At 44.8% G+C, this 14,081-nt stretch carries 15 protein-coding genes and 1 riboswitch; of the genes, 9 read left to right on the top strand and 6 right to left on the bottom strand.

Features of this window, described 5'->3' with window-relative positions; translation table 11 throughout:
- From PROVALCAL_RS19835 to purD, 3 genes are all read left to right on the top strand, one after another.
- Positions 1-263, top strand: a 263-nt coding sequence (locus tag PROVALCAL_RS19835) for a hypothetical protein (RefSeq protein ID WP_006657075.1), incomplete at its 5' end; no start/stop codon positions are given.
- Positions 264-323: 60 nt separating this feature from the next.
- Complete coding sequence (gene purH / locus PROVALCAL_RS00410) at positions 324-1,913, top strand: bifunctional phosphoribosylaminoimidazolecarboxamide formyltransferase/IMP cyclohydrolase (protein WP_006657074.1); 1,590 nt, start codon at positions 324-326, stop codon at positions 1,911-1,913.
- 15 nt (positions 1,914-1,928) lie between these two features.
- A complete protein-coding gene (purD, locus tag PROVALCAL_RS00405; protein WP_006657073.1) occupies positions 1,929-3,215 on the top strand; it encodes a phosphoribosylamine--glycine ligase in 1,287 nt (428 codons plus the stop codon).
- A gap of 222 nt (positions 3,216-3,437) precedes the next feature.
- On the opposite strand, the gene PROVALCAL_RS00400 is transcribed toward purD, so the two are convergent.
- From PROVALCAL_RS00400 to nudC, 6 genes are all read right to left on the bottom strand, one after another.
- On the bottom strand, positions 3,438-4,121 hold the full coding sequence (locus tag PROVALCAL_RS00400) for a DUF1481 domain-containing protein (RefSeq protein WP_006657072.1): 684 nt from the start codon (positions 4,119-4,121) through the stop codon (positions 3,438-3,440).
- Between the two features lie 32 nt (positions 4,122-4,153).
- On the bottom strand, positions 4,154-4,426 hold the full coding sequence (locus PROVALCAL_RS00395) for an HU family DNA-binding protein (RefSeq protein ID WP_006657071.1): 273 nt from the start codon (positions 4,424-4,426) through the stop codon (positions 4,154-4,156).
- A 199-nt stretch (positions 4,427-4,625) separates the two neighbouring features.
- Positions 4,626-5,213, bottom strand: a complete 588-nt coding sequence (locus tag PROVALCAL_RS00390) for a YjaG family protein (protein WP_006657070.1) — start codon at positions 5,211-5,213, stop codon at positions 4,626-4,628.
- A gap of 74 nt (positions 5,214-5,287) precedes the next feature.
- Complete coding sequence (gene nfi / locus PROVALCAL_RS00385) at positions 5,288-5,959, bottom strand: deoxyribonuclease V (protein WP_006657069.1); 672 nt, start codon at positions 5,957-5,959, stop codon at positions 5,288-5,290.
- Between the two features lie 136 nt (positions 5,960-6,095).
- Positions 6,096-7,160 (bottom strand): uroporphyrinogen decarboxylase, encoded by a 1,065-nt coding sequence (hemE, locus tag PROVALCAL_RS00380; protein ID WP_006657068.1) that lies wholly within the window; start codon positions 7,158-7,160, stop codon positions 6,096-6,098.
- An 88-nt stretch (positions 7,161-7,248) separates the two neighbouring features.
- Positions 7,249-8,037: an NAD(+) diphosphatase gene (gene nudC, locus PROVALCAL_RS00375; RefSeq protein WP_006657067.1), complete on the bottom strand. Its 789-nt coding sequence runs from the start codon at positions 8,035-8,037 to the stop codon at positions 7,249-7,251.
- Positions 8,038-8,265: 228 nt separating this feature from the next.
- On the opposite strand from nudC, the gene PROVALCAL_RS00370 reads away from it, so the two are divergent.
- The 6 genes from PROVALCAL_RS00370 to PROVALCAL_RS00345 are packed head-to-tail and all read left to right on the top strand — an operon-like array spanning position 8,266 to position 13,587.
- Positions 8,266-9,318: an ABC transporter substrate-binding protein gene (locus PROVALCAL_RS00370; RefSeq protein WP_036963429.1), complete on the top strand. Its 1,053-nt coding sequence runs from the start codon at positions 8,266-8,268 to the stop codon at positions 9,316-9,318.
- A gap of 23 nt (positions 9,319-9,341) precedes the next feature.
- A complete protein-coding gene (locus PROVALCAL_RS00365) occupies positions 9,342-10,160 on the top strand; it encodes an alkaline phosphatase family protein (RefSeq protein ID WP_006657065.1) in 819 nt (272 codons plus the stop codon).
- Complete coding sequence (locus PROVALCAL_RS00360; RefSeq protein ID WP_006657064.1) at positions 10,160-11,062, top strand: ABC transporter permease; 903 nt, start codon at positions 10,160-10,162, stop codon at positions 11,060-11,062. The genes PROVALCAL_RS00365 and PROVALCAL_RS00360 overlap by 1 nt, the downstream gene beginning before the upstream one ends.
- On the top strand, positions 11,049-11,864 hold the full coding sequence (locus PROVALCAL_RS00355) for an ABC transporter permease (RefSeq protein ID WP_006657063.1): 816 nt from the start codon (positions 11,049-11,051) through the stop codon (positions 11,862-11,864). The genes PROVALCAL_RS00360 and PROVALCAL_RS00355 overlap by 14 nt, the downstream gene beginning before the upstream one ends.
- Positions 11,861-12,877, top strand: coding sequence for an ABC transporter ATP-binding protein (locus PROVALCAL_RS00350; protein ID WP_006657062.1), 1,017 nt, complete (start codon positions 11,861-11,863; stop codon positions 12,875-12,877). The genes PROVALCAL_RS00355 and PROVALCAL_RS00350 overlap by 4 nt, the downstream gene beginning before the upstream one ends.
- A 32-nt stretch (positions 12,878-12,909) precedes the next feature.
- Positions 12,910-13,587 (top strand): HAD family hydrolase, encoded by a 678-nt coding sequence (locus PROVALCAL_RS00345; protein WP_006657061.1) that lies wholly within the window; start codon positions 12,910-12,912, stop codon positions 13,585-13,587.
- A gap of 243 nt (positions 13,588-13,830) precedes the next feature.
- Positions 13,831-13,943: riboswitch (TPP riboswitch) on the top strand.
- The last annotated feature ends 138 nt before the right edge of the window (positions 13,944-14,081 follow it).

The following is a 14,081-nucleotide window of genomic DNA, read 5'->3' as shown; positions in this document are numbered from 1 at the left end:
TCTATCGCGCTTTGCGTTGGCTTGTTCCCGGTCAGTGGATGCGCATTATAGGGAGTCGCAGAATTCCTGCAACCCTTTTTTTAAGATTTTTTACGGTTTTTAGTTCAACTGCTGCATTCCACAGCAAAACCCCTAGTTATACCCACTTACGCACAGATTTATCCACAGACGGAAAAAATAGTGAAAAAAGTCCGCGCATTACGCAAACGTTTGCGCTACAATTAGCGCGAAAATTCGGCATTGATTTTATTTTGATGCTCTGAAATTGTAAGTGACTTATATATAGATATTGCTTCTTTATCCAAATCCAAGGGATCTATCTCATGCAACAGCTTCGTCCTATTCGCCGTGCCCTGCTTAGTGTGTCTGATAAAACAGGGGTTGTTGAATTCGCTAAGGCGCTTTCTCACCGTGGTGTTGAACTGCTTTCTACTGGTGGAACCGCTAAATTATTAGCAGAGCAAGGCCTTAAGGTCACTGAAGTTTCAGATTACACAGGTTTTCCTGAAATGATGGATGGACGTGTTAAAACTCTGCACCCGAAAGTGCATGGTGGGATCTTAGGTCGTCGTGGTAAAGATGACGCCATCATGCAGCAACATGACATCGCACCTATTGATATGGTGGTTGTAAACCTTTATCCATTTGCTCAAACCGTCGCAAAACCAAACTGTACATTAGAAGATGCGGTTGAGAATATCGATATTGGTGGTCCAACAATGGTTCGCTCAGCAGCAAAGAACCATAAAGACGTGGCTATCGTAGTTAATAGTAATGACTACAGCAAAATTATCGAAGAGATGGATAACCACGAAAATTCGCTGAACTGGTCAACACGCTTTGACTTAGCCATCAAAGCCTTCGAACATACCGCCGCTTATGACAGCATGATTGCTAACTATTTTGGCGAGCTCGTTGCACCATACTACGGTGATACAACTCAACCATCTGGTCGCTTCCCTCGTACCTTGAATTTAAACTTTATTAAAAAACAAGATATGCGCTATGGCGAAAACAGCCATCAAGATGCCGCTTTCTATATAGAAGAGAACCCGAAAGAAGCCTCTATTGCGACGGCTAACCAAATTCAAGGTAAAGCACTTTCTTATAATAATATCGCGGATACCGACGCAGCTCTGGAATGTGTGAAGTCGTTCGATGAACCAGCCTGCGTGATCGTTAAACACGCTAACCCTTGTGGCGTTGCCATTGGCGAGAATATTCATGCCGCTTATGATAAAGCATTCAAAACTGACCCAACCTCTGCATTTGGTGGCATCATCGCGTTTAACCGCCAGTTAGATAAAGCAACCGCAGAAGCCATCATTGAACGCCAGTTTGTTGAAGTGATTATAGCGCCTTCAATTGCAGAAGATGCTCTACCTTCTTTATCAACAAAACAAAACGTGCGCGTTTTGGTGTGCGGTGAATGGAGCAAACCTGCTGCCGGTTTGGATTTCAAACGCGTGAATGGTGGTTTATTGGTTCAAGACCGTGACTTAGGTATGGTAGAAGCCGAAGATTTACGCGTTGTGACAACACGTCAGCCAACTGAGCGTGAATTAAAAGACGCACTATTCTGTTGGAAAGTCGCCAAATTCGTGAAATCAAATGCGATTGTTTATTCTAAAAATGACATGACCATCGGGATTGGCGCTGGCCAAATGAGCCGTGTTTACTCCGCAAAAATTGCAGGTATCAAAGCTGCTGACGAAGGTTTAGAAGTTGCAGGCTGTGCTATGGCATCTGATGCATTCTTCCCATTCCGTGATGGTATCGATGCGGCTGCCGCTGTTGGTGTAACTTGCGTTATCCAACCAGGTGGTTCTATTCGTGATGATGAAGTGATTGCCGCAGCAAATGAGCACGGTATCGCCATGATCTTCACTAACATGCGTCATTTCCGTCATTAATTGCTAGGGGTTTCTATGAATATTCTGATTATTGGTGGCGGTGGTCGCGAACACGCTTTGGCATGGAAAGCAGCCCAATCTCCATTAGCAGACAAAGTCTATGTTGCACCGGGTAATGCGGGTACTGCTCTTGAGCCAGCATTGGAAAATGTCGATATCTCAGCAACTGACATTGATGGCTTACTGCAATTTGCCAAAGATAAACAAGTTGGTTTAACCATCGTGGGTCCCGAAGCTCCCTTAGTGATTGGTGTCGTTGATGCCTTCAAACAAGCAGGTTTAACCATTTTTGGTCCAACCCAAGGTGCTGCTCAATTAGAAGGTTCTAAAGCGTTCACTAAGGATTTTTTAGCCCGTCACAATATCCCAACCGCGGCCTATGAAAACTTTACTGAAATTGAACCCGCTCTGGCATATTTAGATAAAGTTGGCGCTCCAATCGTTATCAAAGCTGACGGTCTTGCTGCTGGTAAAGGTGTGATTGTCGCCATGACGCTGCAAGAAGCTAAAGATGCGGTACATGATATGCTGGCTGGCAACGCGTTCGGTGATGCTGGTCATCGTATTGTTATTGAAGAATTCTTAGATGGTGAAGAAGCCAGCTTTATTGTTATGGTTGACGGTGAAAATGTCATTCCAATGGCAACTAGCCAAGATCATAAACGCGTTGGTGATGGTGACACAGGTTTAAACACGGGTGGCATGGGGGCTTATTCACCCGCTCCCGTCGTCACTGATGAAGTTCACCAGCGTGTGATGGAGCAAGTGATTTATCCAACTGTTAAAGGGATGGATCAAGAAGGTAATCGCTATCAAGGTTTCTTATATGCGGGCTTGATGATTGATAAAGCTGGCAATCCGAAAGTGATCGAATTTAACTGCCGCTTTGGCGACCCTGAAACTCAGCCAATTATGATGCGCTTGCAATCTGATTTAGTCGCTCTGTGTTTAGCGGGTGCTAAAGGTGAACTCGCAGGTAAAGATTCCCTGTGGGATGAACGTCCAGCGCTCGGTGTCGTGATTGCGGCAGGTGGATACCCAGGGGATTATCGCAATGGCGATGTGATTTCGGGCCTACCAACATCAGAAGCAGCTGATAGCAAAGTGTTCCACGCAGGTACCAAGCTAAACCAAGCAGGTGAAGTCGTCACTGCCGGCGGACGCGTTCTGTGTGTCACTGCGTTAGGTAATGACATCGCAAAAGCCCAAGCTAAAGCGTATGAAGTTGCCAAGACTATTAATTGGTCTGGTAGCTTCTATCGCAACGATATCGGCTACCGTGCCATCGCTCGTATTAAGTAATAGAACAAATAATAGAAGCAAATAACCCACAAGCTGATAAGAGGAAACTTTTATCAGCTTTTTGCTTTTTGCCTTTGACCTTCTCCCAGCCAATGGCTCTAAGTCTTTCGAATCACAGCAAAGCTGCAAGAGAGAGAATCTCTAGGAGCATACATGAGTATGTGACTAGAGTGAACGAACGTAGCAATACAGCTGTGGTTCGAAAGACGACGAGCGGTGAGATTAGAGCGAATCTTTAGAAGGCTGCCAGCTGCAAAAATTAGTATCCGCCACCATCAAAAGCTGATTTCCCTCTGGTGACTCTAACCATGCCAGATTCAACTCTTTCGTCCACACTTTTGCTCTGTCATCTAACCATTTCTGGGCATACGGCTCAAACGTCACTTTGCGTTCATCACCGCTGCAAGTGGTAATTTTACCTTGCTTCCAATGTCCTTGGTGTAGCTCTACACCACCGACAATCAACGCAGTATTAATATCCAAGATACGGTCGGCTTCAAAACGCCAACGGTTAATGTCATCGGAAGACAGTGGAGTTTTGATATTGTTTTGCGCGCGCTGCATAAACACAATTTCATTATCTTTACTAAAGCGCAGTTGCTCAGTGATGTTATTGACCCCTTGATTAAGGACCTGGCTGCGAATCTGCCACAATTTGCCATCACGATATTCGAAGAAATTAACTGAGGTATCGGTTCTTTTATAGGGGCTATACACCACCATTAAGACCAACGGCTGACTCTTCGCATCATTCAGTCTCCACATTCGGATTACGCCTTCATCGGCAATAAATCCGCTGGCACTAAACTCAGGGAGTCGAGGCGAATTAGAAGAACAGGCGCTTAGTATTGAGACTGCTCCCAATACCAGCAACCTTTGACGAATAAACAAAAGGGGTAACTTCATACCCCCTCTGGTAATTCTCGTAGACAATGTACTTATTTTACAGCGTCTTTCAGTGCTTTACCGGCAGAGAACGCTGGTACAGTTGTTGCAGGAATTTGGATTTCTGCTTTAGTTTGTGGGTTACGACCGGTACGAGCTGCACGGTGGCTAACTTTAAAAGTACCGAAACCGACCAGTTGTACTGCTTCGCCGCTTTTCAGAGAATCTGAAATTGCGCTCAGAGTTGCTTCTAAAGCTGCTTTAGCTTGAGTTTTAGTCAGATCTGCTGATTCTGCGATAGCATCAACTAATTCAGTCTTGTTCATAAATTATCCTTACACAGTGTGTTTATCGTTTGCAAAGCATCGAGTGCGTCGGATATGCCAGATAGACAGCCCCTGATACACGCCCCCGATAGCCACTTCTTCTCGCCCCTAAATGTAGAACAGAGTAGGGGTAAATGTGAAGTCTTAGTACACAGCATTACTGCTTTAAGTCACGTTTTCACGCATAAAAACGCAAAATTTAGGCAACAGTAATGCCGATATTGCTGACACCCGCTTCGCGGAGGTCAGATCTTAATCCTTTAATTAACTCTAAGTCTCGTTCTTCGCAAGCGGCTAATAAGCGGAAAATGTCCCACTGAATGTCCCACTCTTCTTCCACAGCGGGCACGTCTTTTAGCTCTTCATCAGTCATTTCACGCCCTGCTTGGGTCATTTCCAGCATAGCAACAGTACGAATCGATGCTTCACTGACTAAGATTGCGTGTTCAAGGGTTTCACCACTCAATTTAGCGTGGATGAGTTCACCTAAAGCAATACAAGCGTCGATAGCGGGATAAACACCGTACATATCGAAGTCATCGGCGACTGGAATAATTTCTTCTAACTTTTCTAACTGATTGTCGAAATTGACTTTGCTATCTTTGATAACCAAGGTTTCCCAGATTAAATCAAGGATGGCACGATAAACCTTCACATCAGCAAATTCAGTTTGCTGGCAAAACATTTGATAGTTAGGATACATTCTCTCGCACAGACATGCCATGAAGGTCACATGCTGCCAGCTTTCTAGTTTCTCTAACCTCAAATGAATAGGATTTCTTAACATAATTTCTGACTCATCAATCTCAATACTTCGCAGTTTACCTGAAAATCTGCCAATGCCACATATTTTGCTGATAATTAGCCAATTTTCTCATTCATTCGCTTAAAAAATGTTCGATTAGAAGCAATTCCGTCAGCAAATCGGGTCGGTTCCGGTAATCGATACCCCTGAATACACCGTTTTACCCACTCTAACGAGGAAATAAAACTGACTTTGTGACCCGGAGAAACATATAAAGGATTGCACCGTTTTTTACTGCGATAAACCCACCCTAACTGCTCTTGACCCACCTTCAATATTTGGACACTTTCAGGTTCTGCATTGAGCTCAACATCATCACCACATAAACGACTTTTAGCTACCCCTATTGTCGGTACATTGGCAAGTAATCCAAAATGGCAAGCTACACCAAAACGCCGTGGGTGCGCAATACCTTGACCGTCCACCAGCACTAAGTCGGGTTTTTGTTGGATTTTTTCCCATGCTGCCATTAGACCGGGCACTTCGCGAAACGAAAGTAACCCTGGAATATAAGGTAACTGAGTAGGTACCCGAGCTATTTGATACTCAACTAATTGCAGATCAGGCCATGATAGCACCACGATCACCGCGCGAGTCACCGTGCCATCTTGCTCAAAACCAACATCCGCACCACCAATAAAATGAGGAGGAACAAATTCATCCTGCAAAATCACTCTTTCGGCTAACTGAATCTGCTGTTTTCGTAGTTGCTGAGTATCAATCACCATCACGGGACCACCGTTAATAAGGATTAATCATAGATGATAATGATGCACTTACAAGATCCAGTAAATGCATCACATATTAAGAGGTTCAGATAGAGGTAGAAAGCTACTCCGCTCTACCTCTATTGTGTCTTAGAAACTACAGATGATACTGACGAGATAAACGATGAACAGCATCCACAAAAGCACCTGCATGTTCAGGCTCAACATCTTGGTGAATACCATGACCTAAGTTGAATACGTGCCCTTCGCCTTGACCAAAACCCGCTAAGATATGCTGGACTTCTTGTTCAATACGCGCAGGCGGCGCATATAACATAGAAGGATCCATATTCCCTTGCAGTGCGACTTGGTCACCTACGCGACGGCGCGCATCTGCAATTTCAGTCGTCCAATCAAGACCTAACGCATCACAACCTGTCGCGGCCATCTCTTCTAGCCACTGACCGCCACCTTTCGTAAACAGCGTGACTGGAACACGACGCCCTTCATTTTCACGGATTAAGCCATCGACAATTTTATGCATATAGCGTAGGGAAAATTCTAAATAATCGCGCTTAGTCAGCACGCCACCCCATGTATCGAAAATCATCAGAGATTGAGCACCTGCTCGCACCTGTGCATTCAAATACAAAATCACGCTATCGGCGAGTTTATCAAGCAGTAAATGAAGCGTATTTGGATCTTCATACATCATCTTTTTAATTTTGGTGAATGCTTTACTGCTACCGCCTTCCACCATATAAGTCGCTAATGTCCACGGGCTACCAGAGAAACCAATCAGAGGTACATCCCCCTTTAACGCTTTACGAATGGCTCGAACGGCGTCCATCACATAACCCAGCTCCATTTCAGGATCAGGAACTGGAATATTTTTGACATCCGCAGCGCTTGCTACTGGTTTCTTAAAACGAGGACCTTCCCCTGCTTCAAAATAGAGCCCAAGCCCCATTGCATCAGGGATAGTTAAAATATCAGAAAAGAGAATTGCGGCGTCTAATGGAAAACGACGTAATGGCTGTAAAGTCACTTCACACGCCAGCTCGGTGTTTTTGCATAAAGACATAAAATCACCAGCTTCTGCGCGAGTTGCTTTATATTCTGGTAGGTAACGCCCTGCTTGACGCATCATCCAAACTGGGGTCACATCTACAGGTTGACGTAGCAACGCACGTAGATAGCGGTCATTTTTCAACTCAGTCATTATTTACTCCATTATTATTGTGGCCGCCGCAAATGGCTAAGGCGCCATATTATACCAGCAAAGGGAAACAATATCAGCGCCAGCGCAATTAGTGGTTATCTTCATCAAATTGACGGCATAGCACCACCGTATCTTCAATTAATCGCCGAGCAATTGTGTCACCTGGGGGGATTAACGGTAGGTCGTTATAGTGATACCAATTAGCGCTGACCAACTCTTTGGGGTCCACTTGAATATCCCCACCATCATAGTCTGCTAAAAAGCCCATCATCAACGAATGAGGGAATGGCCATGGCTGGGAAGAGACATAACGAATATTCCGCACTTTTATATGGCTCTCTTCCATCACTTCACGAGCCACTGCCTCTTCTAAGGTTTCCCCCACTTCCACAAACCCAGCTAACACCGTGAACAGCGGATTTTGTGAATGGCGGCGATGTTGTGCCAGCAAAATATGATCATCACGACGAATACCGACGATAATACAAGGTGCGATTTGCGGGTAGTAACGCTCATGGCAGTGGTCACACAAACATGCCCACTCCGTAGAACTATGACGCATCGCCGTACCGCAATAGCCACAATAGCGGTGTGAGCGATAAAACTCAGCTAATTGTACACCTCGCCCAGCAAGGCGAAATAAGCCTTCATCTTGAGAAGCCACTACGCGAGGGGATGCCATATCTGATGACATTTTTTCCGCAATCAACCAAACAACTTCCCCTTGCCATTCGCCAATCGGTGTTGCTAATTTTCCGGTTAATCCAAATTGTTGCGCTGCGCCTCGAGGAATATCGCCTTGCGGTAGCCATAGGCGACCTGCAAAACAGACAAACCACCAGCCACTTTCCGTTCCTGCTAATGTGTGTTTATTCATTATGGTTCTCTATTTCAACACTTTTTATTGCGGTTAAAGATACGCTTGTTTTATAGATTGGCATACAACCGTTTGATTCGTCACTCCCCTTTCATCATTTTGACACTTTTTAGACATTTTAAAGTCACTACGTCTAAAAAGTGTCACACAACCGTCAATTCATTGTCATCTTGAATAATTAGCATGCCAATTAACCAATACGGCGACTCTTATAGAGAGAGAAACAAAATGAAAGCTATTGTACCTGCAATTTTACTGTCACTCAGCGCCTCTCAAATGGCTTTTGCCGCTGACAGTGATTTAACCAAACTTATCGAAGCTGCAAAAAAAGAAGGTCAAGTTTATAGCGTTGGGATGCCTGACACATGGGCAAACTGGAAAGGCACATGGCAAGATTTATCGGCTCAATATGGTTTAAAACATCAAGATACGGACATGAGCTCCGCGCAAGAAATCGCAAAGTTTGCCGCTGAGAAAAATAATGCCACAGCGGATATCGGTGATGTGGGCGCGTCCTTTGGACCGGTTGCCGTACAAAAAGGCGTGACTCAGCCGTACAAACCGACCACTTGGTCACAAGTGCCGGACTGGGCAAAAGATAAAGATGGTCATTGGGCGCTGGCTTATACCGGTACTATCGCGTTCATGATCAATAAAGACTTAGTTAAAGACACACCAAAAAGCTGGGATGACTTACTCAAAGGTAAATATAAAGTTACCGTAGGAGATGTCGGTATTGCCGCACAAGCCAATAATGCGGTTTTAGCGGCGGCATTTGCTCGTGGCGGCGATGAAAATAATCTGAAGCCTGCTATTGAATTTTTCGGTGAGCTCGCCAAACAAAAACGTTTATCTGTGAATGACCCAACCGTTGCCAATATTGAAAAAGGTGAAGTTGAAGTCGGTATTTTATGGGACTTTAATGCCCTGAACTATCGAGACCAAATCAACCGCGACCGATTTATTGTCGTCATCCCATCTGACGGTAGCGTGATCTCCGGTTACACCACCATCATCAACAAATTCGCCAAAAATCCGAATGCTGCAAAATTAGCTCGCGAATTTATTTTTAGTGATAAAGGGCAAATCAATCTTGCAGAAGGTTATGCGCGCCCTATTCGTGCTCAACACCTAACATTGCCAGCAGAAATCCAAGCTAAATTACTTCCAGAAGAACAGTATAAAAATGTTCATCCGATCAAAGATGCCGAAGGTTGGGAAAAGTCATCGCGTAATTTACCGAAAATGTGGCAGCAACAAGTGTTAATTCACCAACAATAATTGCGATTAGGAACCACAGTCTGATGTCTGAAAAAGTCATACTTGTTGTTCTTGACGGTTTAAGTTATTCAGTAGCCCATCAATGTATGGGCTATCTCAATGGTCTTATCAAAGCCGACAGTGCAACACTTTATAAAATGGAGTGTGAACTCCCGTCTATGTCGCGCCCACTGTACGAATGTATTTTGACGGGGATCGCCCCCGTTCAAAGTGGCATCGTCAACAACGATGTGGTGCGACTTTCTCACTTCGAGAGCATCTTTTCACTGGCTCACCAAGCAGGTAAAACCACCGCTGCCGCTGCCTATTATTGGGTCAGTGAATTGTATAACCGCGCACCTTTTGATGCGAATCGCGACCGATTTACCCATGATAAACAGCTTCCTATTCAGCATGGATGCTTTTACCAAGCAGACCATTACCCTGATGATCATCTCTTTATGGACGCTGAATACCTACGTACCCAGCATGACCCCGATTTTTTGCTGATCCACCCGATGAATATTGATGATGCGGGTCATAAATTTGGATTCGATTCTCCGCAATACCGCAACGCCGCCCGTAAAGCAGATATTTATTTATCCCGCTATCTACCAATGTGGATCGCGCAAGGCTACCAAATCATCATCACCAGTGACCACGGGATGAATAATGACCGTAGCCACGGGGGAATCTTACCGGAAGAGTGCACGGTACCGCTGCTAACTATCGGGAATGCCTTTTCTCACCAACCCGATGTGCTCATAGAACAAACCGCGATTTGTGGCACGGTTTGCCAGTTACTTGGTGTACCTTTCTCAAACAAAACTGTCTGTGATGATTTACTGGCAGGAGGTCGCTAATGGCAGATATTCCAGCAAGTGATCACCCCCATCAACACAGGGGATGCCTAGCGATGTTAAATAAGCCCAATATGTGTTTTCACTGGCGTGCAGCACTATTAATTGTGCCGTTTATTATCTTATTTTGCCTGTTTCAGATTGCCCCTATGATTTGGGTGTTATTCAACAGTTTTGTCTATGAAGAAGCGTGGTCTTTTGAAAATTACGTTGAAATCTTCACCAACGATTTCTATCTGCAAGCATTTCAAAACACCTTATGGTTATCACTAATTTGTAGTATTGTTGGTTTGCTTATTGCCTGTGTTACTGCATTCTCTATTTATAAAATGCAGGGCAAAGTGCGCAATTTTATGATTTCGTTTACCACCATGGCGAGCAATTTTAGCGGTGTCCCATTAGCCTTCGCGTTTATCATTATTTTAGGTTTTAACGGCGCAATTACCTTACAGCTTAAAGCGTGGGGATGGATTGATGATTTTAATATCTACAGCGCCAGCGGCTTGATGCTTCTGTATATCTATTTCCAAATCCCGCTGGGGATTTTACTACTTTACCCTGCATTTGATGCCTTAAAACCTGAATGGGAAGATGCGGCTAAAACCATGGGGGCAAGCAAGCTCACTTATTGGCTAAACGTGGGAATTCCGGTGATTTCCCCTGCCTTGCTAGGAACGTTTATTATCTTAGTGGCCAATGCGGTTGGCGCCTATGCCAGCACTTATGCCTTGACCAGTGGAAACTACAACTTAGTGACTATCCGCATTGCCAGTCTTGTCTCTGGCGACCTATTCTTAGAACCCAATATGGCAGCTGCGCTGTCCGTTGTTCTGATTGCGATCCTTGGGTTTATCACAGCGATTCACCACTGGCTATTAAAGCGGAGCTACCATGCTAAATCCTAATATTCGTAGCCCAAAAACACCGAGTTTACTGTTTCATAAAATGGTGCTCGGCACTGTTGCCGCCATTCTTGCGCTGCCAATTATCGCCACCTTTGTTTACTCCATTTCGAGCTCATGGGGCGCGACGATTATGCCTGATGCCCTTTCCATCAAATGGTATCTGCAACTGTGGCAAGATCCGCGCTTTTTAATGGCATTTGGACGATCGCTCTTGATCTGCTTTGGCACATTACTGATCAGCGTACTGGTCATTTTACCGATGACTTTCGCCGTGTTTTACCGCTTTCCAAAGCTCAAAGGGTTGATGGATTTATTAATCATTCTTCCTTTTGCGATACCGCCCGTTGTCTCTTCCGTCGGCTTACTGCAAATTTTTGCCGATGAGCCATTTATGTTGGTCGGTACGCCGTGGATTCTAATTGGTACTTACTTCACTATCACATTGCCATTTATGTACCGCGCACTCGCCAATAGTTTCCAAGGAATCAACCTGCATGACTTAATGGATGCCGCCCATTTACTCGGCGCCAGCACGTTTAAAGCCTTTTTAATGATAGTGCTCCCAAATATCCGTAAAGGGTTATTGGTGTCTTTGCTAATTTCTTTTTCATTTTTAATGGGCGAATTCGTGTTTGCTAATATTCTAGTGGGAACCCGTTTCGAAACCTTGCAGATCTATCTCTTCAATATGCGCCAAACCAGCGGACACTTTACCTCTGCATTGGTGATGTCCTACTTCCTATTTACGTTGCTGCTCACAGGGTTAGCAACTCGCTTGAATCGTGCGGGAGACGAACGATGAGCTACGTCATTGCTGAAAATCTAACCAAATCCTTTGGTCAAAATCAGGTATTCTCCGATATCCAATTTACGATTGAAAAAGGCGAATTTATTACCTTACTCGGGCCAAGTGGCTGCGGAAAATCCACCTTACTCCGTTGTATTGCAGGGCTGGAGCAACCCGATAGTGGGGAACTCTATATTAACCGCCAAAATATCACTCACCAGCCCGCTCAACAGCGTGGGGTGGGTATGGTATTTCAAAGCTATGCCTTATTCCCAAACATGACCGTTGCGGAGAATATTGCCTTTGGATTAAAGATGCGAAAAGTGTCTGCGACTGAACGCAACAAAGCGGTTTGCGAAGTGATTGATATGGTTGAGCTACAAGGCAAAGAGAACCAATACCCGCATCAACTGTCTGGAGGTCAGCGCCAACGTGTCGCACTTGCACGCGCACTGGTGATGAAACCGCAAATTTTGCTTCTCGACGAACCGTTATCGGCGCTTGATGCCCGTATTCGCAAACACCTGCGCCAACAAATTCGTGAGATCCAGCGCGAACTCGGGCTCACGACCATTTTCGTCACTCACGATCAAGATGAAGCGATGATTATGTCTGATCGCATTTTTTTAATGAATAAAGGCGCAATTATTCAAAGCGATACCGCTGAAAACATCTATACTCAACCTGCCACTGAGTTTGTCGCACGCTTTATGGGACATTACAATTTAGTCGATGCCGAGAAAGCCAATGGGATGCTAGGTGTCAATTTACAAGGAACTCTCGCCATTCGCCCAGAATCTATTTATGTTCGTGAAACGGGAAGACAGTATGGTAGCCATATTTCTGCACCTGTAGATGCAGTGATCCTTGACCACCAACTGCTCGGAAATATCATTCGCTACAGCGTCAATACCCCTGCTGGCGATATGACGGTAGATCTTCTTAATCGCTCTTCTGAACGTTTGTTTGAACCGGGCACGCACCTTGAGTTAATGTTTAATAAAAATGAAATTCGAGCGCTAAGTTAATCAGCAATAAGTGAGCCATTGAAAGGAACCTCATGCCAAACCAGTCTACACAAACCAAATTAGCTATTTTTGATTTAGACGATACGCTTATTCGCGGAGACAGCAGCGTGCTGTGGACACAATATTTGTGGGATAAAAAAATCATCACAGACCCGCGTTTCGTCGAAGCCGATAAAGAGATGATGGAACTGTACAACGCCGGCAATTTGGATATGGTGACTTACTTAAAGTCTAATTTGCAGACTCTCGAAGGCATCAAGATAGAGCTAGTCGCTGAATGGCTAGAAGATTTTGTTGAGACGATTATCCTTCCACGTGTTTACCCAACCGCCTTAAGTACGATCACATCATACCGATCGCAAGGGATCCCGATCATTGTGATCTCGGCAACCGTGTCGTTTATTGTGAACAAAATCGCTGATCGTCTTGGAGCTGACGTCTCCATGGGAATCGATATTAAGCGTTCAAATGGCTGCTACACGACCGAAGTTGACGGTATTCCGACCTTTAAAGAAGGTAAAGTTAAGCGTTTAACGCAGTGGATCTCCCACCAGCCGATCACCGATGCGTATATTTATTTCTACACCGATTCCGCCAATGATTTACCAATGTGCTATTTTGCCGATGAGACGTTCATCATCAACGGCGACCCGCGCCTTCTCCAAGCCGCCAATGAAAACCACTGGCCGCAATATTCGTGGAGTTTATAAAACCCCTATTTAACCAACCTAGTTTTAACTTTTAATTTCTAGGTTTTGTTTTTTAGGTTTTTAACTAACTGCCTTTCAAAGGTTCCTCTAAATTATTCGTGCTAGAGGAAGGCGGCAAACTAAGATATCCCTAGGAGCATACACAAGTATGTGACTAGGGTAGCTTAGTGAAGCCAACGCACCTATCGCGCGAAGAATGACGAGGAAAATGCTTGAGAATCACAGGAAGCTCTCTATACTGATTAACTCTTGTCGGAGTGCCTAGTATGCATTTGCATCAGGCTGAGACCGTTAATTCGGGATCCGCGGAACCTGATCGGGTTAATACCCGCGAAGGGAACAAGAGTAATCTTCTCGCACGATCTTCCCCGCCCTTGGTGGATATTTCGTTGCAACGCCACACCATTACTCCTCCGAACTCCAGACAAGCAACTTTCTTTCGATAAACCCGCTATTGGCGCACTACGCCGTATAGCCTGTGACGATGTCAGGAA

It is taken from the genome of Providencia alcalifaciens DSM 30120 (assembly GCF_000173415.1).
GTDB lineage: Bacteria > Pseudomonadota > Gammaproteobacteria > Enterobacterales > Enterobacteriaceae > Providencia > Providencia alcalifaciens.
Note: the sequence above shows the minus strand (reverse complement) of the source record. Positions and strands in the feature narration are given on the sequence as shown.

Coding starts and splice junctions, on each gene's coding strand:
- purH (WP_006657074.1), top strand. CDS start 324: ATGCAACAGCTTCGTCCTATTCGCCGTGCCCTGCTTAGTGTGTCTGAT.
- purD (WP_006657073.1), top strand. CDS start 1,929: ATGAATATTCTGATTATTGGTGGCGGTGGTCGCGAACACGCTTTGGCA.
- PROVALCAL_RS00400 (WP_006657072.1), bottom strand. CDS start 4,121: ATGAAGTTACCCCTTTTGTTTATTCGTCAAAGGTTGCTGGTATTGGGA.
- PROVALCAL_RS00395 (WP_006657071.1), bottom strand. CDS start 4,426: ATGAACAAGACTGAATTAGTTGATGCTATCGCAGAATCAGCAGATCTG.
- PROVALCAL_RS00390 (WP_006657070.1), bottom strand. CDS start 5,213: ATGTTAAGAAATCCTATTCATTTGAGGTTAGAGAAACTAGAAAGCTGG.
- nfi (WP_006657069.1), bottom strand. CDS start 5,959: ATGGTGATTGATACTCAGCAACTACGAAAACAGCAGATTCAGTTAGCC.
- hemE (WP_006657068.1), bottom strand. CDS start 7,160: ATGACTGAGTTGAAAAATGACCGCTATCTACGTGCGTTGCTACGTCAA.
- nudC (WP_006657067.1), bottom strand. CDS start 8,037: ATGAATAAACACACATTAGCAGGAACGGAAAGTGGCTGGTGGTTTGTC.
- PROVALCAL_RS00370 (WP_036963429.1), top strand. CDS start 8,266: ATGAAAGCTATTGTACCTGCAATTTTACTGTCACTCAGCGCCTCTCAA.
- PROVALCAL_RS00365 (WP_006657065.1), top strand. CDS start 9,342: ATGTCTGAAAAAGTCATACTTGTTGTTCTTGACGGTTTAAGTTATTCA.
- PROVALCAL_RS00360 (WP_006657064.1), top strand. CDS start 10,160: ATGGCAGATATTCCAGCAAGTGATCACCCCCATCAACACAGGGGATGC.
- PROVALCAL_RS00355 (WP_006657063.1), top strand. CDS start 11,049: ATGCTAAATCCTAATATTCGTAGCCCAAAAACACCGAGTTTACTGTTT.
- PROVALCAL_RS00350 (WP_006657062.1), top strand. CDS start 11,861: ATGAGCTACGTCATTGCTGAAAATCTAACCAAATCCTTTGGTCAAAAT.
- PROVALCAL_RS00345 (WP_006657061.1), top strand. CDS start 12,910: ATGCCAAACCAGTCTACACAAACCAAATTAGCTATTTTTGATTTAGAC.